Annotated in this window: 21 protein-coding genes and 2 pseudogenes; all 23 read right to left on the bottom strand. The window is 35.5% G+C overall.

Features of this window, described 5'->3' with window-relative positions:
- Positions 1-26: 26 nt before the first annotated feature.
- Positions 27-4344: pseudogene (locus tag STRPS_RS01390) on the bottom strand (Eco57I restriction-modification methylase domain-containing protein); the annotation flags it as partial.
- An 82-nt stretch (positions 4345-4426) separates the two neighbouring features.
- Positions 4427-5962 carry an AlbA family DNA-binding domain-containing protein gene (locus STRPS_RS01385; RefSeq protein ID WP_007895170.1) on the bottom strand — a complete coding sequence of 512 codons (1536 nt, stop codon included), beginning with the start codon at positions 5960-5962 and terminating at the stop codon, positions 4427-4429.
- A gap of 81 nt (positions 5963-6043) precedes the next feature.
- Positions 6044-7756 carry a DNA topoisomerase 3 gene (locus STRPS_RS01380; protein WP_007895166.1) on the bottom strand — a complete coding sequence of 571 codons (1713 nt, stop codon included), beginning with the start codon at positions 7754-7756 and terminating at the stop codon, positions 6044-6046.
- A 94-nt stretch (positions 7757-7850) separates the two neighbouring features.
- Entirely contained in the window at positions 7851-9395 is a 1545-nt protein-coding gene (locus tag STRPS_RS01375; RefSeq protein ID WP_007895232.1) for a CD1107 family mobile element protein, read from the bottom strand.
- Complete coding sequence (locus tag STRPS_RS01370) at positions 9370-9609, bottom strand: hypothetical protein (protein ID WP_007895205.1); 240 nt, start codon at positions 9607-9609, stop codon at positions 9370-9372. The genes STRPS_RS01375 and STRPS_RS01370 overlap by 26 nt, the downstream gene beginning before the upstream one ends.
- A gap of 11 nt (positions 9610-9620) precedes the next feature.
- Positions 9621-11753 (bottom strand): CHAP domain-containing protein, encoded by a 2133-nt coding sequence (locus STRPS_RS01365; RefSeq protein WP_007895257.1) that lies wholly within the window; start codon positions 11751-11753, stop codon positions 9621-9623.
- Between the two features lie 3 nt (positions 11754-11756).
- Positions 11757-14186: a VirB4-like conjugal transfer ATPase, CD1110 family gene (locus tag STRPS_RS01360; RefSeq protein WP_037598855.1), complete on the bottom strand. Its 2430-nt coding sequence runs from the start codon at positions 14184-14186 to the stop codon at positions 11757-11759.
- Positions 14098-14487, bottom strand: coding sequence for a PrgI family protein (locus STRPS_RS01355; RefSeq protein ID WP_000332203.1), 390 nt, complete (start codon positions 14485-14487; stop codon positions 14098-14100). Before STRPS_RS01355 ends, STRPS_RS01360 begins: the two co-directional genes overlap by 89 nt.
- A 3-nt stretch (positions 14488-14490) precedes the next feature.
- Complete coding sequence (locus STRPS_RS01350; RefSeq protein ID WP_000595839.1) at positions 14491-14754, bottom strand: hypothetical protein; 264 nt, start codon at positions 14752-14754, stop codon at positions 14491-14493.
- A 17-nt stretch (positions 14755-14771) separates the two neighbouring features.
- Positions 14772-15635, bottom strand: coding sequence for a VirB6/TrbL-like conjugal transfer protein, CD1112 family (locus tag STRPS_RS01345; protein ID WP_007895171.1), 864 nt, complete (start codon positions 15633-15635; stop codon positions 14772-14774).
- A gap of 19 nt (positions 15636-15654) precedes the next feature.
- Positions 15655-15870: a Maff2 family mobile element protein gene (locus STRPS_RS01340; protein ID WP_000394208.1), complete on the bottom strand. Its 216-nt coding sequence runs from the start codon at positions 15868-15870 to the stop codon at positions 15655-15657.
- 3 nt (positions 15871-15873) lie between these two features.
- On the bottom strand, positions 15874-16185 hold the full coding sequence (locus tag STRPS_RS01335; protein ID WP_007895168.1) for a hypothetical protein: 312 nt from the start codon (positions 16183-16185) through the stop codon (positions 15874-15876).
- 166 nt (positions 16186-16351) lie between these two features.
- Positions 16352-17164, bottom strand: a pseudogene (locus STRPS_RS01325) (VirD4-like conjugal transfer protein, CD1115 family); the annotation flags it as partial.
- 11 nt (positions 17165-17175) lie between these two features.
- Positions 17176-17361 (bottom strand): transposon-encoded TnpW family protein, encoded by a 186-nt coding sequence (locus STRPS_RS01320; RefSeq protein WP_001005000.1) that lies wholly within the window; start codon positions 17359-17361, stop codon positions 17176-17178.
- 109 nt (positions 17362-17470) lie between these two features.
- A complete protein-coding gene (locus STRPS_RS01315) occupies positions 17471-18478 on the bottom strand; it encodes an ORF6N domain-containing protein (protein WP_000797009.1) in 1008 nt (335 codons plus the stop codon).
- A gap of 21 nt (positions 18479-18499) precedes the next feature.
- Complete coding sequence (locus tag STRPS_RS01310; RefSeq protein WP_004830093.1) at positions 18500-18823, bottom strand: hypothetical protein; 324 nt, start codon at positions 18821-18823, stop codon at positions 18500-18502.
- 173 nt (positions 18824-18996) lie between these two features.
- Positions 18997-19749, bottom strand: a complete 753-nt coding sequence (locus tag STRPS_RS01305) for a phage replisome organizer N-terminal domain-containing protein (protein ID WP_004830091.1) — start codon at positions 19747-19749, stop codon at positions 18997-18999.
- A gap of 2 nt (positions 19750-19751) precedes the next feature.
- The gene (gene mobQ / locus STRPS_RS01300; protein ID WP_000852174.1) at positions 19752-21404 is read right to left on the bottom strand and encodes a MobQ family relaxase; all 1653 of its coding nucleotides are present in this window, start codon (positions 21402-21404) and stop codon (positions 19752-19754) included.
- Between the two features lie 244 nt (positions 21405-21648).
- Complete coding sequence (locus STRPS_RS01295) at positions 21649-21978, bottom strand: DUF3847 domain-containing protein (RefSeq protein ID WP_000712033.1); 330 nt, start codon at positions 21976-21978, stop codon at positions 21649-21651.
- Positions 21979-22062: 84 nt separating this feature from the next.
- A complete protein-coding gene (locus STRPS_RS01290) occupies positions 22063-22479 on the bottom strand; it encodes a sigma factor-like helix-turn-helix DNA-binding protein (RefSeq protein WP_001074478.1) in 417 nt (138 codons plus the stop codon).
- Between the two features lie 265 nt (positions 22480-22744).
- Positions 22745-23329 (bottom strand): MptD family putative ECF transporter S component, encoded by a 585-nt coding sequence (locus STRPS_RS01285; RefSeq protein ID WP_000791750.1) that lies wholly within the window; start codon positions 23327-23329, stop codon positions 22745-22747.
- A gap of 10 nt (positions 23330-23339) precedes the next feature.
- On the bottom strand, positions 23340-24044 hold the full coding sequence (locus STRPS_RS01280; protein ID WP_000567178.1) for an energy-coupling factor transporter transmembrane component T: 705 nt from the start codon (positions 24042-24044) through the stop codon (positions 23340-23342).
- Complete coding sequence (locus tag STRPS_RS01275; protein ID WP_000601967.1) at positions 24034-25551, bottom strand: ABC transporter ATP-binding protein; 1518 nt, start codon at positions 25549-25551, stop codon at positions 24034-24036. The genes STRPS_RS01280 and STRPS_RS01275 overlap by 11 nt, the downstream gene beginning before the upstream one ends.

Genomic DNA, 25551 nt, shown 5'->3' with positions numbered 1-25551 from the left:
GTAGGTAATTTCATACATCAAGTAGTCTCTATTTCTTCATACTTTGTCATCTTTAGTACGATTTCCTTCACTTGCTTTTGTAAGTAATCCCTTTAAGTCAGCATTTTCTTTCGGTAGACAAGCAAGAGTATTTCCAAATCTTCCCGATACTTCTTCCATAGAACCAAGCACCTGTTCAGGATGATCTACAAAGTATTTGTTATATACAAGTCCCTTTTCATCTTCAGATAGATGTATCCAGTCCTCATCACGCTCTCTAATACTGTCTCTTTTCTTTAGGAAAATAATGTCCGACGTTACTTCCGTTCCGGCAACTCCCTTAAAGGTATCATTTGGAAGTCTGATGGCTCCTAAAAATTCTGCTCTTGCTGCAATGTAGCGTCTGACACTTTCGTCCTTTTTTATCCATCGTCCCGCTTGATGTGATAAAGGCGATAACACCACCGTTACGAACTTTATCAATGGACTTTGCAAAGAAATAATCATGGATAAGGAAGTTATTTTTGTTATACTCTCTGTCGTTTACCTTGTATTCTCCAAAAGGTACATTACCGATTGCTACATCGAAAAAGTTATTGGAAAAAGAAGTTTCTTCAAACCCTTTGATCTGTATGTCACTTTCAGGATATAAGAGTTTTCCAATTCGACCGCTTACCGAGTCAAGCTCTACACCATAAAACTTAGACTTATTCATTTCATCAGGGATATTGCCGATAAAGTTTCCGACACCCATACATGGCTCTAAGATATTACCCTGCTTAAATCCCATACCTGCCAGTGTCTTATATATGCTGTCAATAACGGTTTTCTGTGTGTAAAAGCTCGTTAGAGTAGATTCTCTTGCAGCTTCATATTCAGATGGCGATAGATTTTCCTCTAAGAAACTTCTTGCAACTTCCCATTGTCCCTCTTTACTTTCATCAAACACATCAGCAAGTCCGCCCCATCCGACATACTTTGCCAAAACTTCCTGAGCTGTACTGTCAAGTTCTCTTTGTCCACTTTCGATTCTGTTTAGCATAGAAATTGCTTCAAGGTTTTGGTTTAACCTTTCGCTTGGACTTAACTTTTCAGGGAGCGTTTCTTCTCTAATTTTGAAGTTATGAGCATCAGCTTTATTTATTTCAATTTCTTCAGTTGTCTTTTCAGGATTCTGATATGTCAGATTTTCAAATATCCTCTCAAGGTCACTTTCAAGACGATAAGGAATCACATCGGAGCCTGTTATCATACCGCCAAGATATTCTGTATTGTCCTTAACCGTTACCGTCTTTAGATTGTTTCCCATATCATCAAAGCGTGTAATGGTATAGTCTTTATCCTTGTATCTGACTTCATCTCCAACGATAAAGTTTGGTCTTTCAAGGCTTACCTGCTTTAATAAGTCCTCATTATCATCAAATGTTACAACCGGTATTTGATGATTTCCACTTCTTACCGGATCAAGCCATAAATCATTCCTTCCTGTGATTTGGTTTTTAGAAATCTCCTTTATAGTATATTCTTCATGGTTGAAATAGACGGTATTACCCTCTTTAACTGCAAAATCATCTAAATGGTTTCCCTCTTTTTCATTAAGCTCTACTTCTTCTCTATCCTTTAGGTAATCAAATAAGGTAGCTTGAACTGCATCAGGCTTTGTAAATTCTTCTGCTTCTTCAGATGCTTCAAGTTCCGCTTTATTTTCAAAACTAAGTTCTCCGTTAAAGACGGATTGAAGCTCCCGCTCATCCATCTGCTTTTTAAGTCTGTATCTTTCAGCTCTCTAAAGGTCTTTGGAAAATCTTCTAAAATAAGCCTTTGGGCATTTAATTCCTTTAGTTCTTCAAGATTAAAATATCCCCATTCAGGTTCAATCCCAAGTACCAGTCCAAAGGCATCGCCGCTTTCTTTATCATATTCCGTCATATACCAAGTCCAATTAGAACGGAAAGGTATAATATATGCAGCATGAACCTCTTTATCCGCTAATGCTACATCCTCCTGTGCATATAGCTCCGGCACTCTTTCAAGCATTTCTTCAGTCATTAGGTTTTCAGGATTATCTTTAGAATAATATTGTGGTTCTTCTATCTCTTTTGTACTTTCTGTTTCCTTTTCTTCAAAATAAAGTTTTTTAGAAAACAGCTCGTCGATATGCTTTGCAACACTTGTCCAAGTAAGAAACACATCATTACAATCATTTTTCTGTAATTTAAGTCCCTTGGCATCGTGCCATTCATCACTTCCCATTGCTCCGGAAACAGCATGGGAATGTCCTCCAACTCCATATTCGTCTTTTAAGAAATTCGCTTTTTCCTGAAGCGTATGATTTTCTTTAATAAACTTGGTGATTCGTTCTTTTTCTCTATCAACGCCACTTCCTCTTGAAAGACTTTCAAGGACTTCATCTTCTGTAATAAAGGACTTTACCTTCGGAAGTTCTGTCAAATTGGTGCTATATTCCTTTCGTGGCAGCTCAAGTTCTTGTAGTTTCTGATAAAGGCTATCTACCTTGTGATAGTGAAACCTTAGTACATTCCTATTTTCTTTGTATCCTTCTAAAAATCTGTCATATTCTCTGATTGTTTCTTTCAGATACTCAGGATTTTTTAATGCTTCAGATAATCTTTTTGTTTCTTCCGGAAAGCCCCCGCCTCTTTCAAAAAGTTCAAAATATCCTTGCTCTTTTCCTTCTTCACTTAAATCATGCGATAGATACCATAGAGATTCTGAAAGCCGATCTCTTTCATAATCAAGAGCTTCTAAAAGCTCTACATTTGTAGCAAATTCCCCACTATTAAGAAGTTCATTTATCCTCTTTGCAGCATCACTCCAACTTAAAACCTGCGTATCATCTTCTCTTGCAGAAGTTCCATAGGCTAAATGAATGCCTTTATCCGAATACCAGGAAGATACTTCTCTTTCATCAATGTAAAACCCGTTTCCGCCTTTAAAGGTATCTTTGAGGTATTCTCCCAATTCTTCTACTGTTTTTTCTTTGGAAAACTCAGCAATAACAGGAAGTCTCCCGCCATCGTGATTTCCTCCGTTAACAAGAACGGTATCTATATCCTTCTCAGTTAGTGGGATAGTAAGTAGTATCTGCCCATAAGAATTTTCAGGTAAAGAAAAAGAAGCCTTATCAGCTTCTCTTACCTCTACCTCAGTGTTTTCTTTTAGATTTCCACTACTTCCTTGATTGTCATTTCTTTGAGGGCTGAAATCATTGCCCCATACTGCGGATCGTTCTCGTCCTCTATTTTCCAAGCTACCATTAATTTCGGCTTCTCCGTTCTCATAAAGTCTATCGCTTGTTTCTGAATGTCCATCAGGTGTCCTGTCAACTTCTTCTCCTTGTATAGATCTACTAACATCTCGAAGTGGCTCTGCTCCTCGCTCTGTGAAAGAAACTCCAGCCTCATCACTGCGTAGGTCGGATTTGGATACTTCCTTATGAAGTCCGTCTCTTCCTCCAAGCTGTTTAGCGTATTCTCCCTGATTTTCTCTATTATCTCGTCTGTACTCTCCATTTCGGAGAACTCGCTCGTTTTCATTTCTTCCCTGATCATCTCGTCGAAGTACATATTCTTCTACCTCCTCTAATTCTTCTTTAATCTTATTATATCCCGCTTCTTTTCCTCTTAAAACTTCTTTTTGAAGCTCAAGTTCTTTGCTTTTTTGAATGGTCGCATCAATAATCTTTCCGCTAATATCCGATACGCTTTCACCAAGACTCATTAGAGATATGCTGTCAAGTCTTTGAAAATTCTCTCTTAAAAGTTCATAATCTATCGAATAATCTAACTTAAATCTTGACGCTACCGCATAGCTTACCGAGTCCCTTACAAACTTGATAAAGGATATTCTATCCTCATCCGCTACTCTAAGTTCATTCATTAAGGTATCTATTTTTTCATCACCATAGAGTCTGCTTAAAGAAAAGATGTTTTCAAGTGTGCTTTCACTTTCCTCATAGCCCTCGCTTTTTATCATTTCCTTTAATACATCTTGATGATTTTCTTTGTCAAACTTCCAAAGATTTACTTCGTTGACATCTCTGTTTCTTGAAACTGTCTGACCTATATCAAAAATATAGTCCACTTTTTTGAATGTGCCATAGTTCTCTAAAATGGGGATACCTTTCTGTCCTCGCATTACTGTTCGATTAAAACGTTCCCTCCAGTAGTCGAACTTGGCACAGGCTGTCGCTTCAGAATTTTTATCATAGATACTTAATTGACTTCTAAAATCGTATCTTTGATTGTTTCCGACAACCTTTAAGAGCTTCAGATATTCTACTTCGCTTTGCAAAACATCTTGTTTTACAAGCTCCAAAATGTTATGAAAATCATTTATTCGCATTTTTACCTCCTTCGTTTTTCCAAACAAAAAAGGCGGTTAGATTTTACTCTAATCACCTTTTGGTTCTATGATCTTATTTATTCTATTTCAACACTATCCATTTACCTGATTTGGTAGAGCCTTCTCTTTTAATAACTCCATGAGCTTTAAGATTTCTTATATGGTATCGCACTCCATCTGCTGTTATTTCTTTAATCTCATTTGCTATCTGTTCCGCAGTAATACTTGGATTGTCTTTCATAAGAAGCACTATCTGTTCTTGGATGCTGTTTTTTTCTTTGGTAGTTTCTTTGGTAGTTTCTTTGGTAGTACTACCATTAAACTCTTTCAAAAATTCTTCATTCACTCCCATCACTGCATTGGTATAGTTATCTTCTTCATTGTCTGGATAAAACTTAAGCTCAGGAGAACCATTTTCTAATAGTGCATCTTTTGCACGCCTTATTCCTGATCCGTAAGACTCTATCAGATTAAGGGAAAAGAACATATCTTTAAGTTCTTTATTAAGATACTGCCTTCTATCAAAACTTCTGTCCCTGTTAAGAGCCTCAATGGTTACAGGAGGGAGCGGTCTATTATGATTCACAAAAGAAATTCTGTCCTTGTAAATGTATATCCCTACATATTCAGGCGTATCATATTCTTTATGCAAAATAGCGTTAGTAGCAAGTTCCTCAAATGCCGTAAGAGGATAGTTATAGATAATCTTATGCTCGATTTTATCCGCTTCCCTTATGGTATATGAAGCCATAATATTATCTTCAAAATATTTGCTGACTTGCTTTGCCTGTATCCAAACCGGACCATCAAATTTCTTTGATTCCATTTTATCAGTTCCATCAATTTCTCTTATGATTTCAACATGGGCATTTGGAATAAATTTATTTGGTGTATCTGCAAACATCAGCACAGCAAAATTTTTAGCTCTATAACCGCCATACTCACTTTCACTGACAAGCCCCATACTCTTTGCTATATCCAGCTTAGACATTTCTCTAATATCTTTTTTTGCTCCTGTTTGAAGCAGATATTCTTTCATATATTCATAGCTTAAATCATCTATGGTAGCTGTATCGTTCAAGTTTGAGCTAAAAGAAAAGTTTGCAAATTTCTTCAAAAGTTCAAATTCTTCGGTTGGATTTGGAAGCCTTGAATCTCTACCGACTCTAATATATCTTCCTGCCTTTAATCGAATATCTTTATCTTTTTCTGCCCTTTCACTTGTTTGAAACGGACCGTTACTACCACTTTCTACCGCAACGACAATATAATATTCATCATCAATTTTGTCCGTAATAATATGGTAGTTTATTTTAGGATGGATATTGGAAAGAAGAGATTTTAATTCATTTTCAATCCCTTCAACTTTAGACTCTTTTATCCCCTCTATCGGTCTTTTCGGAATTGCCTTTTCTCCCGTTTCTTTATCGTCAACTTCTTCAATTCCAACAAACAACAATCCAATCTCATTGTTCATATAGTTATTGGCAAAGGCACAAGCAGTTTTTAGAATTTTATCTTTAAAATTTGCCGACTTTTTATATTCGATAAAACTGCTTTCTATGTTTTGATTTTCAAGAATGTTATGAGCCATTCTTTTTATATCTAAAAGCTGCATAATACCTCCTCTTTTCAAAAATTTTATCTGTATATTATACCATTTCCAGAGGATTTTATCCACTCTGAAATCAGCAGGCACTTACTTGCGATATTTTAAAACTGCCTCCTGTATCTCGCTTTCGATATCTTTCAAGAATTTTTCTTTGGAAGATTTCCCTTTGGCAATATCCGCTAATTCCATTTCCCACTTTGCAGTTGTTTCCGCTGACTTAAAGGTATCGGATACTATTGTTACAAGGCTGATCCCCTTATGCGTGGCAATCAAGTTTTTCTTATCTCTTTCGACAAAACCCTTATAAATCAAATTCTCTATAATTCCTGCCCTTGTTGCAGGTGTTCCAAGTCCCTTTCTTTCGACTTCTACACCTTTTTCTAAGGCTTCATTTCCTGCAATCTCCATAGACTTTAGAAGCATATCTTCAGTAAAGTGTTTCGGTGGTTGGGTAAATTTTTCTTTAATCTCTTTATTTTCAATGCTTAAAACATCACCAATACTTACATCAGGCAATACAGCATCTTCACTCTTTTTTGATTTGTATTCTTTGAGGTATTTGCTAAAGCCTTCGTCTCTAATTACCCTTCCTGAGCTTGTAAATTCAAATCCGTCAAATTCGGCTACAATCTTTGTTGTATTTTCCACTAATGGATAACCTACACTTGCGTGAAGCTTATTAGAAATAAGCCTATATACCTTTGCTTCACTATCAGGGATACTCGATAAATCTTTACTCAACGAGCTTACTGTCGGAATAATAGCGTGATGATCCGTAACCTTTTTTGAGTTAAATACCGTCTTGATACGCTCTGTATCAAAATCATTTTTTCCTAAAATGTTATTGACCGTACTTACAATCATATCTTCCGTTAAGCATCTGCTGTCTGTTCTTGGATAGGTAATTAGTTTCTTTTCATATAGGCTTTGAGCATAATCAAGCGTCTGCTTTGCTGAATATCCAAAATATTTATTACACTCTCTTTGAAGTGTTGTCAGGTCAAAGGGTAAATCCGGCTTTGTAATTTTTTCTTTTTGAATGACATCAGTTATTTCAATATTATCACCTATTAAATTGATTAGCTGCTCTGCGGTTATTTCATCATCAATTCTGTCTGTCGATAATGTAAAGCCGTTCATGGAAAGCTCTACGGTGTAGTATTTTTCTTTCTTAAAATTATTTATTTCGTCATCTCTTTTTACAATCATGTAAAGTGTTGGGGTTTGAACTCTCCCGACACTGTAATTTTGCTTATACAGGCAAGAATAGAGCCTACTGATATTCATTCCAACAAGCCAGTCTGCAATAGCTCTTGCCTGTGCCGATTCAAAGAGCTTATCGTAATCTTCACCATTCTTTAGATTGGAAAATCCCTCTTTGATAGCACTATCTTCCATTGACGAAATCCAAAGACGTTGCATTTTCTTTTTGCATTTAGCTTCGTTATATACCAGTCTAAAAATACTTTCTCCTTCTCTTCCTGCATCGCACGCATTGATAACTGTCTCAATCTCCTTATCATTCATCAGCTTTTTAAGGATATTGAACTGCTTTTTTGTAGCCTTTGCCACTTCAAATTTGTACTGATTCGGAATAATCGGTAAATCCGATATATTCCACTTAGCGTATTTTTCATCATAAGCGTCCGGATTTGCCATCTGAATTAGATGACCTACACACCAAGATACCTTATATCCATTTCCCTCATAGTATCCATCTTTCTTTTTTGTAGCTCCTATTACCTTTGCAATTGATATAGCTACACTCGGTTTTTCTGCTATCACAAGTATATGTTCCATGTATATTTTTCCTCCTGCTTTCATTGTAAAAGGGCGAAAGAATTTACTCTCCCGCCCTGCGTTTGCACCCATAACAATATATTTTAAGGTGCATTTATTCTTCATCATAAGCTTCTGTTTCTTCTGCTTCTCCTATTTCTTCCTCACTTTCTGCTTCCGAAAAGAAATCATCATCTTCTTCCTCTAATGATTCAAGCTCCTTATCCTCTTTCTTTTTTACGACCTTAAAGTAATAACCTGCTCCTAATGCTCCGCCTATAACAAGAAGCAGAATAATGTATGTTCCTAAATTACTCTTTTCTTCTTTTTTCTCAGGCTTTACTTCTTCCTTAGTTGGCTCCTCTTTGCTAATCTCCTGCTTCGGAGCTTCTTTCTTTTCAACCATATTTAGAAGATCATCTTCAGATACTTCCGTTAAAAGCATTACATTTTCTTGTGTCTCATCGTGGTTGATGATGAGATGGAAGGTCTTACCGTTTTTCGTTTGAAAGGTAATAAACTGTCTTGCATCAGCAGAATACTGATCCGTTTCTTTATTATCGCCGCTATCCCCATGATGAATCGGGTAGTCCTTATTCGCATTGTCCTTATTTTCCGTAACGGTTCCTCTTGCCTTTGACGGAGCAGAAGCTACTCCCTTATTAGTATTTACAGTCTTACTTGTCCCGTCCATAGATGAATCCTGATTGTTATTGGCAGGAACTTTTGGTGTGAGCTTATTAGGATAGCGAATATCTTTCTCTTTCGTCTCAGAATTACTTGTATCTTTTACAGTATTTTCTGGACTCGCCTGTGTAGTTGTGCTTTTTCCTGTGTTATTTACAGGTGTTTGATTTGAAATGCCTGAGTTTGTCTTAATTCCGGAAATAGGACTGTTAAGTGCAGACGGATTAGATATTACGGGAGCCTTGTTTGCTTCGTTTGCCTTTTCCTCAAGCTCTTTCATCTTTTTATTCAGCTTATCCATTTCCTTCTTCATATCTTCTGATAAGTCCTTATTTTCCTTATCTTTTTTTGTTTTTTCTTTCAAGCTTTCAATCTGGGCTTCAAGTTCTTTAATTTTTTCTTTCTGCTTATCGCTTAATTTGTCTTTATCCTTGATTTCGCTATTTAACTTATTAAGTTTTTCCTGAAGCTCCTTTGCATCTTTTTCCATTTTAGAAATATCATCTTTAGAAAGCTCTGTCTGCGTTGATTTATCTTCCGTCTTTGGAGTTTTCATCTGCAAGCTTTCATCCTCTTTCGGCTTTTCTTCTTCTGTCTGAGTCTCTTTATCTTTAGCCTCAGTCTTTGCTACCTTTCGGATAATTTCATCATTTCCATCGCCTTTTACTTCATAAAATAGAAACTCATCAATAAATTTCATATTATCAGGGAGCATCGGCAGATCGCCACTATCAAGAAGCTGTCCTTTCTCAGCCTTTATCTTTTCTTCCTTATAAACTTTTTCATCTTCAAAGATATACTTTACATTTACTTCCACTTGTGTTTGGACAGCTTTATCGCTTGTAGGTGCTTCCGCTAAGCTTTGCTCATGAGCATAAACAACTGTCCAAAGACCCAAAAGGCAGCTTATGCTTACAACGACTGCAAGTGCTGCTGTCCAAAACTTCTTATTCTTTTTCCAACAGGTTTTCATTTGATTTCTCCTTTTTCATTTCTACTCTTTGTCTGTTTACCTTTGCCATCAAATCACCGATTGTAATGTTGTTCTTTCTGCAAATGGCAATAATTTCTTCGTTTTCAAGTTCTTCTTCACGAATAAATAAAGGCTCCAATTCTTCATCAATCAGAGCCTTTTTATCCTTCAACTTCTTTATTTTGTTTTTCACTACCGTTAATTCTCGTTTCACATTGTTACCTCCTATTTCTTTACGTTTGGTGGAAATCCAAATCCTACAGGATGATGCTTGCAGAAAGACGAAATCCAATTGTCTAAAGTGGTTACTCTTATTCGACCAATATTATCCATAACTTTACCATCTCCAATATAAATTCCTACATGACCATAGGTAAGTCCTGCTGTGCTTCCGCTACTACTGCTTTCCACCGCTACAAGCATTCCCACCTTGAGTTTTGACCTGTCTGATGTAAAAGTATAGTTTCGGTACATATCGCAGGCATTTCCGCCAATATATCCAAGCCCTGCATTTTGATAGACCTGTGATACCCACATGGCACACCAGCCTGCACCCGGAGATGGCGTGATGTATGCAGCATTAACAATCTTCTTTTGAACTTCACTTGATGCTTCATACTCAACTCCACCACCTACGCCACCATTTGCACTGATAAGGTCAGAATTTCCAAAGGCTTCTCCCATATTTCCTTGCGCAAGGAATAAGGCTTCATAGTGCTTTAAGTTATCGGGATAATCAGCAAATACCTTTCGGATAATGCTGTCCATCTCTTTTTTATACAGCGTTACAATGAGCTTTTTATACTCATAAGGTTCTTCATGACTTTCGGTATATTCATTGCCATCTTCATCGGTATAGGTTTCTGTAACTGTCCTGTATCTGATTTCAACTTCTTCCCTATATTCAAGGTCATACATAGACTCAAACAATTCTTTTAATATGGATTCTACTTCCGATACACTCTTTACCTCTCCACATCTTGATGTAATGTAGGATAAAAGCTCATGGACATTATGACCAATATACTCTGTATTATTTAAGATGTACTCGTCATAGCCGGGATAGTTATTTTTGACATGATCAACCTCATTTTGAAGCTCACTCTCCATAGCTGAAAAGTTCTGATTGATTTCATTTAGGACATTTGGCTTTGACAAATAGCTTGTTGTAAGAACAGAACTTGTGGAGTTCATAAAGCCTGTCATTCCCGTTCCTGCAAAGTTGATAAAGAAAGTTCCCAAAATAATAAGACCTATGAAAATAATCATAAGTCCCTTTGCTTTTCTTACTATAAATTTCTTTGAACCTTTCAACGAGCCGATAAGGTTTTCTTTAATCCGATCTCTGAGCCTTGACTTATTCTCACGACGAATGGCTGCCTTTACCTGATTTTTCTTTTGAAATTTTTTATAGGCATTTGCTCTTTTATATTCATTCGTCTTTTTCAGTTCCTCTTTGACATCACGAAATTCAAGCTTCGATTTTCGCTTCCTGATTTTATAATCCTTATTTGTAAGATCGTATCCTTTCTTCGCCTTTTTCTTGTCAGAATATTTCTTTATGCCATGAATGAGTTTCGAGCTTGCGTCCGCTGTCTTTTCTCCTGCTTCCACCCCTTTATTTTCATCACTTCCATGAGAAAGATAATCCCTTACGGTTTCACTTCCTTTGGCAAGTCCTGAAAGGGCAGATACCTTTACCATATCTTTCTTTAGCTTTTTCCTCTGCTCTTTAGAAAAGCTACTATGAACTTTTTCGCTTGCAGCATCTTTTCCAGTCTTTTTACCTTCAGATTTATTTTCCTTTGGCACATCTTCTTTTTTTCTTGTATAAAGGCTTTCGGTGTAGTTTTTCCTCTTATACTTTCTCTTTTTAGCCTCATAACTTTTAGGGGAACTTCCAATAAACTCATCTTTTTTATGGAGATTATCATCCACATCATAAGTTGACTCAAAATAGTCGCTGTCCCTAAAGTCATTATCGTATCTGTCTATAATCCCGTCATTATCAAGGTCTTTTCCTAAAGGATCATAGATTTTTCCATCCTTTACCTCCGTAATATAATCCGATCTTCCTGTTTCACTTACATCAGCTACACTATCCTTATCAGAAGATCTATATCTTGCGTTTCTCTTGGATGTTCCATAAGCCTTTTCATTATCAGAACTTACCTTGTTTATTTTCTTATGAACCTTGTCCTGAAATCTGTCTTTGTCATGGACAATTTTTCCTCTGTAATCATCGTTATGCTTTAGCTTACTTTCTTCAGATGTAGTGAATGTTTCACTATGGAGCATTTCTCTTTCAAGACTTGCCTTATGCCTTTCCCTAAAATCCTTTTTCATCTTTTTTCCCATCGGCTACCTCACTTCTTCAGGCTTGGTAGTCATCTTCTGATAGAGAATTGTATCTTTCGGGAACTTATCAAGGAAAGGAACAATAGTATTTCCAAAGAACAGTAGTCCCTCACCCTCATTGGAGTTGGTAACATATCTAAGCTGAGGAAGTGAGATTTTAAGTTTTCTTGCTAAAATTTCTCTATCTCCTGACGCTTGATTAAGCATTAAGACAAAGTCCGTATTGTCAAAGATATTTTCAATTTCCTTACTCATAAGTAGGTCTTTAACATTTTGCGTAATACCTGTTGGAATACCTCCCCATTTTCTAAAACGCTTCCATATTTCCACAGAATAAGATGCTGTCTGCTCATCTTTTAATAGCAAGTGAAACTCATCTATATAGTACCTTGTAGCCTTGCTTCCTCTATTTTGAGATACTTTATTCCACACCTGATCCTGTATAACAAGCATACCGATTTTCTTTAGCTGACTTCCAAGCTCTTTAATATCAAAGCAAAGGAGCTTCTTATTTAAGTCCACATTTGACCTGTGATTAAAAACATTAAGAGAACCTGATACATAGATTTCCATCTCCGTTGCCAGCTTTTTACCGACCTTTTCTTCCTGTCCTTTTAACATATCGTATAGGTCTTTCAGTATAGGCATATTACAAGGTTCTGGATTTTCAAAATACCTTTCGTAAATCTTAGGTAAGCACCTGTCTATAACGGACTTTTCTTCTGCCGTAAGTCCACTGCCGCCAACTACAAGTTCAAGCATACTCATAATGAAGTTCGCTTTATCCTTTAAAGGTGCATCCCCATCACCGTAGTTCATATTTATGTCAAGGGGATTCAGGTAATCTTTGGACTTACTGCTAACTTTAATGACTTCTCCATTAAATTGTCTTACAAGGTTTCCATACTCTCCTTCCGGATCGCAGATAATCACATCATCGTCCGTTACTAAAATTGCATTTGCCATTTCTCTTTTAGCACTAAAGGATTTACCACTTCCGGGAGTTCCGAGGATTAGACCGTTTGGATTTTTGAGTTTTTTCCTATCTGCCATAATCAGGTTATGGCTTAAGGCATTTAGTCCGTAATAAAGACTGTTACTTGAATTGATAAAAAGCTCCTCTGTGGTAAAGGGCATAAAAACTGCCGTAGATGATGAGGTTAGTCCTCTATCTATCTCAATCTTGTTTACGCCAAGAGGTAACACGCTGATAAGTCCTTGTTCTTGCGTATGGTCAAGTCTTTTCAGCTTGCAGTTATGCTTATTTGCAATGGAACTTATCTGAGAGATTGTGTTATCAAGCTTTTGCACCGTTTTTGCAAAGTTCATAAAGACAATACTTACCACAAACATTCGCTCATCTCTTGTCTGCAAGTCTTTTAAGAGACTCTTTACATCTTCTCCATAGGTGATTAAGTCCGATGGAAGAATGTCCATATCATAACCGCTTCTTACCGCCTTCTTATTTTCCTCAATCTTCATCTTGTCAATATCGGTATTTTTTCTCTTTACCATTTTAATGGCTTCCGATTGGTCGATTGCCTTAATATGAAATGAAATATTGATGTTATCATCAATATCCAAAAACTCGGCAAGCATACGGTCTGAAAGCTCACTGGCAAGAATTTGAAAATGACTTACTGCCCCGATGAATTTTCCAAACTTAAAGTACCTTGAAGGTGTGAAGTTGAATTCATCAGGTACAATGTATGTTTTAGTGCTTTCCCTTTTCCTCAGATTTTTGTATGAAAACTCAAAGGTCTTATTGGGATTTAATATATCGTGAAGAATCTTGAGTCTTTCTTCTCCACTTAAACTTTCCGCACGAACACCCATACTCTTTAGATTAGATAATATATCTATCTCCAGTCTTTCAAGTTTTGATGTTGCCTGCTCTAAATTATCCGCTTCTACTGTAAATGTTACATACTTTGATTTTTTCAGTCCATTATTTCCCTTTACAATCTGACTTTTAAGCATTTCTCTAAACTCAAGACGTATATCGTCAAAACCGTCCTTTTTATCCGGTATCTGAATTGCCGACTTCATTTCTTCGTTTCGTCCGAGTTGATTGATATATGAAAACTCAATACTGATGCTTGGATCAAAGGAATTTAGAAAATTTGCAAACTGATTAAAAATCAAGTCTCGATCTTCATCTAAGGCAAGTTGGTAGTTAATATCCTGAAAGGCTATGCTTTTACTAAAGTGCTTTTCATCAAGCTGGCATATGCCGCTTTTTAAGAGTCTAAGATAGGGAATGGTATCTTCGACAGTATATCTTTTTGGTTCTTTTCTAAAAATAAGGTCAAGTAGCCCGCCTTTATCTTTTTTAGATTTTCCCTTATTTTGCTTTAAGTCCTGTCTTTGACTTTTTAACATCTTTTTGTTTTGTTCTAACTTTACCTGCTGAATCTTTCTTTTGTCTTTCAAGGTAAACCTCCTTTCTCACTCTTTTTTGTGGCTGATAAAACTTATGAAGGTAAATATATTTAAAATATTTCTCAAATGTCAGTCCGTCCTTTTCAAAAAGAGTGATGAAAAATATAGGGAGTGTGGACACAATGAGAAATATGACGGCTATATCGTTTGGAACGACCTTTCGCATAAATAAATAGACTGGTAATCCTACCAGTCCTGCGAGTGTGAAGCCTATCATCTGCCTTTTGGTTAAGTTAAAAGCTACCTTTGTTTTTACCTTCTTTAGGTCTTTTGGGATTGGTACATACGCCATAACTTACCTCCCATCTTCTTTTTCCTTTGAAAGCTCTGCCATGTGTTCATAAACAGAGCCGATTTCTTCCTGAATGCTTTCTATCTGTTTATCTGTATTTTTGTTATATCTTTCCTGCAAAATACAAAAGTCATTATGGCAGCGACCGATGTCTTTTGTTCTTTCTTCCAAGTCATTAATCTTGCTAAAAAGTTTGATTCTATCAATCACCGCTATAACACCTGCTCCGATTACTACTGCTGTAAATACTGTTTTTCTTTTGATCATCCTATCCTTCCTTTCTGTTAGTGTGCATTTAATACGCTTTTGGCCAGAGTTCCGCTCTTTAGCATCATTAACCCCAGCAAAACCGCATATCCAAGTATCGTCATGGTACTTGTGTGTATATCTGTTATTTTTATTGTCTTAACCAATACTGCGTATATTCCAAGACAAACCATTAAAAAGAGTCCTTGTAGTCCTATGGCAAACAACCCTTTGATGTAATTTGTACCGATTTGTCCCCATTCTTTATTTCCCATTGTGGCAAATGGAATGGCTGAAACCGATGAGTAAACATATATCTCAAACATTCTTCCGTAAACCACAAGCATGATTACAATGGAAATTACCTCTATGGCAACCTTTATGAGTGAGGTTTCAAAGAGAATCATAACCAGCTCCCCCAGCCCCTTATCTTTTAAGGAATCAACCATCGCCACAATCTGATCTCCGGAGATAACGGCAGAGGTATTGATTACCCCTGCCGCTTTGTTTACCATGTGCTGTGCCACATCAAAGACCGCCATCGAAAAGGTAAAGGCATGAGATACTAACCATACGGCAATCCACATCTTGATGATGTATTTGAAAAATTCAAAGGTGTCCGTATCGTGCATATTGTTTTTCTGCATTACCATATTGATAAGTTCGATACAAAGGACTGCCGTAATAATCAGCCCAGCTATAGGTATGACAACGGAATCGTTAATGCTTTTGATGAAGCTGAAAACCTGTCCGTTCCACCCCATAGGTGTTTTACCTACATCTGCTGCCACTGCACCAACTTTATCGTTGATGTCAAGAAACATGGACTCTAAGTTTGCTTGGATACCGCCCAGTAGAAGCTCCTTAAAGAATTCTTCTATCTTGTCGAATATCCCAAACATTTAAACTCTCCTTTTCTTCTTACTTGAGTACATTTGCAAGTAGCGGAATAAGCTTAAGTCCGATTAGTACAATTCCTCCACCAGCCATCAGCTGCTTAATACCTTGAGATTTTGCACCCGGATTGTCATTGCCATATCCTTCCATCAGGTTGATAACACCCCATGCTCCAAGTCCTGCACCTACTGCCATTACCAAAATCTTTAATACATTAACTGCCTGTGTAAAAAATTCCATAATTTATTCCTCCTCGTTTTCTTCTTTCTTTTCAATCTTGTTATATGACTTCACTACAAAGTTTTTGTAAGTCTTTCCCTCTTTTTCACGCTTTTTAAAGTAGCCAAAGATATGAATCAAATCGCCTTTTTCAAAGTCCTTTGCTTTCTCCAATTTTTCTCCATAGGCTGCACAGTTGATATACTCCTTGCCTTTCCCGTACTTTTTTACAAGCGTGAAGTTTGCAACCTCAACAGTTTCTCCCTCTTTGTCAAAACTTGAAAAAGTTGGTTCCGCCACTAAGTTGGCATTGATGTTAATCATTTCTTGCTTCATTAAAAATTTCTCCTTTTCTTTTCAATAAAAAAGCGACTGGAGTTTTTTCTTTTCCAATCGCTAATGGTCATACTATTTACTTTTTTCTTAGTGGGGCTTCGTATTCTTAACATATTACCTCCTAACTTTGAGTAATAAAAAAGCAGCAAAGCTATGTTTTTTAGATTTACTGCACTCTTGTAATAACTGTTTCTCTATTTAATTTTGCTTTCCCTTTTCGCTTCATATAGCTTTCTATATCAAACAAGTTTTTCTTATCATAATCCTCCAATAGCTTATAGTTCTTATGCTTTGTAATATCGAATTTATCCGATAGAAAAGGTCTGACACCACGAAGCTGAAAAATACATTTACCGCCATCCATGACTGTAATTTCATCTTGGCTCATAAGCTCCTTACCTGTCTTTTGATAATTAAGTCCAAAACTCTTTTGATTACTCCTTGTTTCCGATGTGTTATATAAATCTATCGTTTCTTTTCCCAGTGTTTCGGAAAGTTCCTTTAATGTGGTCTTTTCCTTGCCACCAAGAAACAAGGTACTATCACAGTTGCCCACAATTGTGTCAGCATTATCTTTGTAGATTGCCTTTAGCTGAGATTGTGCTTGGAGAATTATGCTTGCTGATATTTCTCTGGAACGGATTGTCGCTATTAGCTTTTCAAACTTTGGAATTAAGCCGATGTTTGCAAACTCATCAAGTAGGCATCTTACATGAACAGGTAATCTTCCTCCATACACATCATCTGCCTTATCACATAGCAAGTTAAATAGCTGAGAATACATAATAGATACCACAAAGTTAAAAGTATCGTCAGTATCAGAGATAATGACAAAGAGTGCTGTCTTTCGATCTCCAAGTGTATCAAGCTCAAGTTCATCTTCACTCATTAGTTCTCTAAGCTCTCTTATGTCAAAAGGAGCAAGTCTTGCTCCACAAGATATTAGAATAGACTTGGCAGTTTTTCCTGTAACAACTTGTCAAGGACTTTCTAATCATTTTTATGAGGTTTTTTATCTTTTTCTCGCTCCATTTCTCTAAGCATTATCCTTTTCAATTTATCTTGCATGGTTTCAGTCGCATTTTCATTAAAATGGACAATAACCTCATAAGTTACTTTTCCAATCTTCTTTATAGTCTTTGTTCCTGTATTATGTTCATTTCTGTTTTCATTCATATTATTTTCCTCCTATTAGTTGCAATTAAAAAAGACGATAGAGTTTTATTTCTACCGCCTTTCGCAAGTCTTATAGCTATTCATTGAATAACGCTTTAGCATTTACATATTAAAGTTTCAAATCCTTATTGTTCAGCATTCCGCCAAACATCATATGATACATATCCTTGGAAGATTCCTCTATCTTTGTAATGCTTGATATTTTATTTCCTGCATCTTTTGATGAAGCTCCGCAAAGATAAAAGGCTTCATTTTCTGTTCCATAGTCAATAGCAATATACCTATCGTGATATTTTTTCCCTGCAACTTTCATCTTAAGATTGATATTAGGGTAATCTTTTCTAAAATCGTTTAGGATATTTTTTGTAAGCATATCCTTGTTTTTCACATTGTCGCTAAATACTATAACCTCAATATTGTCTTTTGCAGCCCTTAATAATTCCAAGGTTTTCAAACCTATATAGTTATCTATAACATAAATGCTTTCCTTTGCAGACTTATATATTTTTGTATAAGCAACATCTGCTTCAATCTTATCTCCATTCATTAAAAGGAAATGCTTGTAAGTGTCTGGATCTATAAAATTATCCATAACCTTTTTCAAATCTTCTTTTGTAGCCATTTGCAATTTTATTTCAGCTATATCCTTTGTATTTTGATTTGTCTGTACTGCTATTTGAACTAATTCTTTTGAACCGATAAAATCTTGGTTTTCAATGATAAAATCTTTCATTTGCTTAAATGTTCTAACTAAAGCTCTGCTTTGCTTAACAGCAAGTTCACCTCTTAATACAGTCATCAGCATATAAATACCTTGTTCTGTAAAGGCATAAGGATTGTATTTAATATTACTTCCTCTACCAGTCCCTCTGTTCAAGGTGAAATTTTTGCACCTTGAAAGTTCTACCATTTCTTCGTCCGTTAATTGGAACATGAAGTCTTCACCTTCAAATTTTTCTGCGTTGTTTTTCACCTGTCTATTAAAGTTTTTAGTTTCATACCCATATATTTCGGCTAAATCTGAATCAAGCATTACTTTTTGCCCACGAATAAGATATATTTTTTCTTGTATAGTTTTATTATCCACAATAACTATCTCTTTATTTTCTTCTGCCATGAAATGCACCTCCAACATTATCTAAATTCTTTTATATTTTTCTACTCCACCTTCAGCTTTTCCGATGTGTTCCACATTTTTTACAAGTCCCTTATTTACATTTTCATAAAACCATCTACCAATCAATGCCGGAGGTGTTGCGATTAACTCTCTTAAAACAAATTCTTTGCCCTTCGGTAAAGAGCTAATTTTGTTTAATAAGGTAGTATATAGGTCAGCATAGCTTGTATTTTCTTGTAAACTGCTACACTTACAATATTCAGTAACGCTTGGGAAACCTCCCTCTATTGCTTTTTTAGTTAAGATTTCAAGTTCTTCATCGGTTACAGTAAATTGAATTCGCATTTATATATCCTCTCCTTATAACTGAGTTTATTACCATATCATTATCATTTTATCATAAATACGATATTTTTTCCATACTGCAATTTTGAGCCCTATTTTACACTTAGCTATAGTCTGATACCTATTTTATCATTAACGCTCTAAAAACACCTTTCCACCGTCTTATACGAGGCCTACAAGTGTTCCCCCTTGTCATAATCTTCAAAGGTATATACTTTTGATTTACTGCTCTCCTTTAATTTCCCTTTGTCTTGTTCGTACCAATGAACTAAGGTCGCATAATGATCTTTATAGTTTCTTCCCGTGCTTTGCAAATAGGTTGACAGCTTCTCTATCATTTCTTCCCTATGCCCTTGCATTTTATCCTTTAATTTTCCATATTCTTCATCAGTTAAGGAAACATTTTTATATTCTCCATAAAGGGAGGGGGATATTTTTTCTATCTCCCCCTCTTTTTCTAACTCTATATCTATCTCTTTATCTATCTCTATATCTCCGTTGCAGTTTTGTTGCAAAAGGTTGCAAGGTGTTGCACCATTGTTGCATTGCAACGCTTTTTGTCCTCTTGATTTCCTCGAACGCCTTGTAGACGCTGTTTCTGAACCTATAAGACTTGGGATTTCTGTTAAAAAATACTCGTCATTTTCTGTGATTATCTCCATCAATCCTTGTGCTACAAGATAATTTACTGTAACCATTACATCATCTTCCGTTTCATCAATCGTTAAGGCAAGCTCTTTGATAAAGTCTGTTTCTACTCCGTCATAATACAGTTTCCCACTGTCTTTTAAGCTAAGCAAAAGCAATTTAAGATAGATGATTGTATAAGTATCTCCTCCTGATATTTTTCGTAGCCTTTTGATTCTCTTATCTGTAAAAAAATCTTCTTTCAATTTTAACCAATAATATCTTCTGTTGTCTGCCATCTTTATCTTTCTTCCCCTTTATTTTTATAATTTTCTTTAGCCTTTTCCTTGGCTTTTTGTTTGTACTGCCCCTTTCTTTCCTCTTGCTCTTGGAATTTTTTCAGTTGTGCAATTACACTTGGTTTATCTCCTCTCTTAATTGCCTTGTCTATCTCTATGGATAAATCTATTCCATACTCATCATTGACAATCTTTACTGCATATTTGATATGGTCTATCTGCTTAAATTCATCTTGTACTTTAGCTTTATCTTCGCTTAAGTCTTGTATCTCTTTTTCAAGGCTTGATATTTCTTTTTGCCAATCATTTAATTTTATGGCTGATGTCCCGGTAAACTTTTCTATAATCTTTCTTGCTCTTAGGTATCTGTCTATTTCCTTTTTATGAGAATTGTAAAAACTGTCTTTGAATATGGTTTTGCTTTTGTATTCCTGATAGACTTCTTTGTTTTCTTTGATAGAATCTATGCAGCTTACACACTGATTTAGGTCTTTAATTCTTTGTGTTTTACTCTGAATATCACCACTTATATTTTTACTTTGCTTTGCCAGTTCAAAGACTTTTCCTTGTAGGTCTGCTATGGTTTGAAGTTTATTATCTTTCAAATAGTATATTGCTTTTACAAATCTCTTTAGGTCTGCATTTCCCTTTTTTATCTGTCCGTAGTAGGATAAATTTTTTGTTTTTTCTCCCTGTATCTCGTTGTAGATAGAAATATACTCATAGAGGTTAAAGAGTTCCGCTTTGTTCTCCAGTTCATCTTTTTTGGTCTGTTTATACTCATCGTATTTTGCTTGCAGATTTCCAAGTAAAGAGTCTATCCAAGAAGTGATTTCTTTTATCTTGTTCTTGATAACTTTTACTAAAGAGTTATGCTTTTTGATTTCTCTGTTGATATTTCCTTTGTCGGTTTCTATTCCTTTTTTCTCTAAGGCACTGGCACTTGCTCCCATGTGAATGGTTGGGATTTCTTCTATCCCTTGTCTTTTGTAGGAGCGATGATCCACTCTCTTTTCCTGATGATTTTTTTCTAAATACTGATTACAAAGACTTGCAAAATTCTCTCTCCATTTCTCTGCGTTTCCTTTATTGTTCCAGTCTGTCAGCTCTACTTTTCTTGTTTTGTAGTTACCGCTTTTTAATTTTATCTTTTCTCCCTTTTCATCAAGAACATATTCTTTTTTGCTTTTTGCCTGCCACTCTCCTTTTTCATTGATTGGTCTGAGGGTAGTCATAATATGTGCATGGATATTATTATTTTCTTCATCACTTTCATCATGGATTGCAAGGTCTGCTATCATTCCTTTTGATACAAAATTTTCTTGTATGAAGTCGGTAATGAGTTTCTTATTTTCTTCAAATGATAATTCTTTTGGTAAGGCGATAATGAAGTTTCTTGCAAGCTGTGCGTTACTTGCTTTCTCATTTAGTTCAACGCTATTCCATAAAGTAGTTCTATCTTTTAATGCTATGGGAACATTCTCCGGCAAGAAGATTTCTGAATGTAAAAGTCCCTTTTTATTATGGTAATCGTGAACTTCTCCGTCCCATTCATTTTTGATTTTCTCACAAGAGATATATGCTGCACTTGCAACTGCCGATTTACTTTTTCCTCTGCTTATCATAGAAATATTAAAGTGAAATGTTTCTGCCACTTTTAAGCTCCTTTCATTTTTTGTTTGTTTTCAGGTAAAGGAAAAAGCAGACAGGTTATTTTTTGTATCTTTTCCTATCTACTTTATCCGTATGTTTTTATTAAGTTTTGGATTTTTAAAGACTTGCTAAAATCCCTTAGTTTTTCTAAGGGCGCAATTATACACCCTAAAGGGTGCTTTGCGTTCTGCGAAGCTTTTTGCCCTTGCAGGGAGCTTCTGAAAAAACTATGGTTTTTTATTTTATCTACTCTATCTCTGTTTCATCTTCCATATCTTTCCCATTTATCATTTCTTCATAGGCTTGTCTGTATTCTTTTGTGTGAGTAGCAACTTTAAGTAATTCTTCTATCTCATCGTTAGTAAACATGATAGGATTTTTAATGACTCTTTCTACTATCAAGCCTCTTTGTATGAGCCTATGATTTCTTCTTTTTCGTTCCTTTTCGTTTGCAAGTTTTTCTAATTTCTTGCCTTGATTTTGTAATTGTTTCAGCTTCACATCGCACTTTTCTCTTTCTTGCTGAAGTTCAGAAATTTGTTCCTGTACTTCCTGTAATGTGTTTTCTTTCTTCATTTTTCATTCCTCCGTTTTGGTATCTGCTTGTTTCCATAAAGAAAGGTTAAGCACCTTTTTTTGACACTTAACCTTTCCAAGTTTTTAGATTTTATCTTCTAAAATCTTTCTCAGTTTTTCTAAAATCCTATCCCTCCTCCCACTGATTGCTTGATGTGTAACTTTCTCTCTTCTGCTGATTGACCTTAGACTTTCTTCTTTGTAGAAGATGGCTTCCATCAACTCTCGTTCTTCTTTTGAAAGAGTATTTAATGCTCTATGAAGTTCTTCAATTCGCATTTTTACTTCTACAATTTTTTCTAAGTCTATCTTTTCATCTATGATGTTATCTACAAAGTGTCCATCATGATCCAGTGCCGAAAATGGTATTACATTATGCTTCCAATCTTTTCTTTGGAGATACTTTTCATGCTCTGTTATCTTCCAATAGGCTTTGTAGACTTCTTCACTTACAGGTACGGCTTTGCCTTTTACATAAAGGTAATATTCTTTCTTTGCCACTTAGTCATCCTCCTTTTTAAGTTCTCTGTTTTGGTTTTGAGAATAAAAAAGGAGGACTTCTACACTTTGACGTAAAAAGTCCTCTCGGCTTAAAAACTAATGTTTTATATAATTTTCTATTTTGTTGTTTCTGGTAAAGTATTATTGCTATGTGTAAGCAATTCCAAGAATAAAAAAGGATAATTATATCGTTCTGTGAAAACCGAAACTATAAGTTTTGACATAATTATCCCTCCATTATTTTCCCTCCTAAGTAAATTTATTATTAAATCACTCCTGCTTTTTCAAAATGCTTTTTGAGTATCTTTGTTGCAACGAATGCTCCTATGCAAGCAAGAACAAAAGTTATCAAGCCAAATCCTACTGCCCACGAAACTTTGAAATAAGATAATGCTTCATTTATTTGTGCTTCGCTCATTTTCCATTTTGATGCTCTTTCCACAAAAGAAGCTGTCCCGAATAAAATCACAGGAATTACTGTTCCTAAAAAATCTGCTAATGCAAATATCCCATATCCAATAATCATTCGTCCCTTGCTCTCATAATTTCCTATAATCAAATCACATATAATTCCACCGATTACAGCAAAGACTGCATGAGGCAAATGTCCTCCTGACAATGCAATTAAACCAAGAAGCGTTCCTGATATTGTAAATACGCCCTTCTTTTTAACTTTCAAAGCCATAAGTATATAAACGGTAGCAGCTACCATAAAGCTAACTCCTGAAGCAATAAATCCTCCAATCACTGTTGTTGCCATAGCAAATGCAACCACCATGTATATGACAATTCCAATTGCATTAAAGATTCCGATTGTAATAAAATCACGACCATTTAATTTGTTTTTCATAAAAGTCCTCCTAATAAATTTTCTGTATTACTATCACAAGAGCAATCATCAAAGCTCCTAATAGTCCAATCAACAAATCCGCCCATCTAAACCTCAATTTTGTCAATGTAACCCTGTTCTCATCACTATCAAGTCCTCTAATGAGTGCTGAAGCTGACAGTTCATCTGAAATCTTAATCATCCTCATTAAAAGTGGAACAAGCGTATATTCAATATATTTAAATGGATGTAGCAACGGGAAAAATCTACTTGTTACGATTCCTCGAATCTTCATATTCTCTTTTAATGCCTTGAGTTCTATTCTTATAGTTGGTACAAACCTAAGCAAAACACTAAAAGGTATACCAATGCTTCTTGGTACTTTCATTCTATTTAATGCTTCAAGCATTTCACTTACACTTGTAGTCTTTGTTATATATCCACCAAACATAGCAATTAAGGTCATCCTTGATGCAAAGTAAATAAACATATATATTGCAAATACGATACTTGCTTCACGAAACTTTCCAAGCCCTAACTCTATGCAGTATAAAAGCACAAAAAACAAAATAAAGCGTAATGCTCTTTTCCACATACTACTGTATACATACAGAAAAAAGGCAAAGACAATCAGTCCGAAAAGTAGGATTGTATCGCTTATAAAAAAGCTGGTAAAGGAGGCAATTGGAAGTAGAATAAGTTTTATTCTCGGATCGACTGTTTTTCTATCTATCAAGTTCTCTACCTCCTCTCATCTTGTCTAATATGAGAAATTTGTTACTTTCACTCATATCTAAAACAGTTTCTATTTTTCCATCTCCCATTACCCACAGATCGCTTACTGTGTTTGCTAAAAACTCAAAATCATGACTTATTACCAAGACTGTTGTCCCATTTTTTAATTGTTCTTCAATCAATTTTGCCACCGAAAGCATTGAGTCTTTATCACAACCTGATGTTGGTTCATCATAGATAAAAACTTTTGCCTGTTTCATCATTCCACAAGCTATTGTCAGTCTTTGTTTTTCTCCTCTTGATAAAGCAAACGGATGCTTATCAATGTATTTGTCTAAGCCAAGTACACTCAAAATAGACTTTGCCTTTTGAGTATTTTCTTTTTTATCTTTACTTGAAATACCAAGTAGCATTTCATCAAGTACACTTTCCGAAAACAACTGATAGTCTGAATCTTGAAAGACAAAATATGACATATCCATTAAATCTTTATGATTAAGCGACTTATCTTTTCCAGCCCATATTGTTCCCTCTTTTATCTTCTCAAGTCCTGAAATCACTCTTGCAAAGGTGGTTTTCCCGGTACCATTTAAGCCTATAAGACCAATGGCTTTTCCACACTCCATATTGAAATCAAGATGATTTAAGATGTACTTGTTTTGTTTCTTTCCATCCTTAGCTACATTCGGATAGCAAAATCTCAAGCCTTTTCCGTTGATACTTTCATCATTTAATTGATATGAATCTTTCTTCTCACTTATCCTGTATTCTTCTAATTCAAGAGTTCTTAGCCCATTTTCATCCCAAAACTCCCCTTCAAGACGGATAACTTCTTCCCGACTCAAGTCCTGTGCAATCTCTCCATCTTTCACCAAAAGAAAACGGTCAAATAAAGATTTTACATAGTACAAACGATGCTCAATTAGAACAACTGTTGTTCCTTTTTTCTTTAATTTCTCCAAAATTAAAAACAGGTCAAATGTTGCTTTCATATCCAAATTTGCTGAAGGTTCATCCAAAATTAAAACTTTCGGATTCATCGCATAGATGCTTGCAATAGCTATCTTTTGTTTCTGTCCGCTTGATAATTCAAAAACAGATTTTCCTTTCAGTTCCTCAATATCCAGTTCTGCATATACTTCTTCTACTCTCTGTTTGATTTCATATCTTGATTTGCAGATCGTTTGAAGCCCAAAAGCTATTTCTTCATCTGTAGTTGTTGTAAAAAACTGACTTCTTGGATCTTGAAATACAGTCCCTACAATATGCCCTATTTCATGAAGTAATAATTTGCTTATATCTTTTCCGGACACAAAGGCTTCTCCTTTCATTTTGCCTTTGTAATAATGTGGTATAAGACCATTCATTACACTTCCAAGAGTGCTTTTACCACTTCCACTTTTCCCTGAAATTAAAACAAATTCACCTTTTTTAATTTCAAGATTGATATTTTTTAAAGCAGTTCGCCCATCTTCCCATTCATAAGAAACATTTTTTAACAAAATCAT

The organism is Streptococcus pseudoporcinus LQ 940-04 (assembly GCF_000188035.1).
GTDB classification, from domain to species: Bacteria; Bacillota; Bacilli; order Lactobacillales; family Streptococcaceae; genus Streptococcus; species Streptococcus pseudoporcinus.
This window is presented reverse-complemented; position numbering and strand designations above follow the sequence as displayed.

Excerpts from the sequence above, each read along its gene's own strand:
- STRPS_RS01385 (WP_007895170.1), bottom strand. The coding sequence starts at position 5,962 with ATGCAGCTTTTAGATATAAAAAGAATGGCTCATAACATTCTTGAAAAT.
- STRPS_RS01380 (WP_007895166.1), bottom strand. The coding sequence starts at position 7,756 with ATGGAACATATACTTGTGATAGCAGAAAAACCGAGTGTAGCTATATCA.
- STRPS_RS01375 (WP_007895232.1), bottom strand. The coding sequence starts at position 9,395 with ATGAAAACCTGTTGGAAAAAGAATAAGAAGTTTTGGACAGCAGCACTT.
- STRPS_RS01365 (WP_007895257.1), bottom strand. The coding sequence starts at position 11,753 with ATGGGAAAAAAGATGAAAAAGGATTTTAGGGAAAGGCATAAGGCAAGT.
- STRPS_RS01355 (WP_000332203.1), bottom strand. The coding sequence starts at position 14,487 with ATGGCGTATGTACCAATCCCAAAAGACCTAAAGAAGGTAAAAACAAAG.
- STRPS_RS01350 (WP_000595839.1), bottom strand. The coding sequence starts at position 14,754 with ATGATCAAAAGAAAAACAGTATTTACAGCAGTAGTAATCGGAGCAGGT.
- STRPS_RS01345 (WP_007895171.1), bottom strand. The coding sequence starts at position 15,635 with ATGTTTGGGATATTCGACAAGATAGAAGAATTCTTTAAGGAGCTTCTA.
- STRPS_RS01340 (WP_000394208.1), bottom strand. The coding sequence starts at position 15,870 with ATGGAATTTTTTACACAGGCAGTTAATGTATTAAAGATTTTGGTAATG.
- STRPS_RS01335 (WP_007895168.1), bottom strand. The coding sequence starts at position 16,185 with ATGAAGCAAGAAATGATTAACATCAATGCCAACTTAGTGGCGGAACCA.
- STRPS_RS01320 (WP_001005000.1), bottom strand. The coding sequence starts at position 17,361 with ATGAATGAAAACAGAAATGAACATAATACAGGAACAAAGACTATAAAG.
- STRPS_RS01315 (WP_000797009.1), bottom strand. The coding sequence starts at position 18,478 with ATGGCAGAAGAAAATAAAGAGATAGTTATTGTGGATAATAAAACTATA.
- STRPS_RS01310 (WP_004830093.1), bottom strand. The coding sequence starts at position 18,823 with ATGCGAATTCAATTTACTGTAACCGATGAAGAACTTGAAATCTTAACT.
- STRPS_RS01305 (WP_004830091.1), bottom strand. The coding sequence starts at position 19,749 with ATGGCAGACAACAGAAGATATTATTGGTTAAAATTGAAAGAAGATTTT.
- STRPS_RS01295 (WP_000712033.1), bottom strand. The coding sequence starts at position 21,978 with ATGAAGAAAGAAAACACATTACAGGAAGTACAGGAACAAATTTCTGAA.
- STRPS_RS01285 (WP_000791750.1), bottom strand. The coding sequence starts at position 23,329 with ATGAAAAACAAATTAAATGGTCGTGATTTTATTACAATCGGAATCTTT.
- STRPS_RS01275 (WP_000601967.1), bottom strand. The coding sequence starts at position 25,551 with ATGATTTTGTTAAAAAATGTTTCTTATGAATGGGAAGATGGGCGAACT.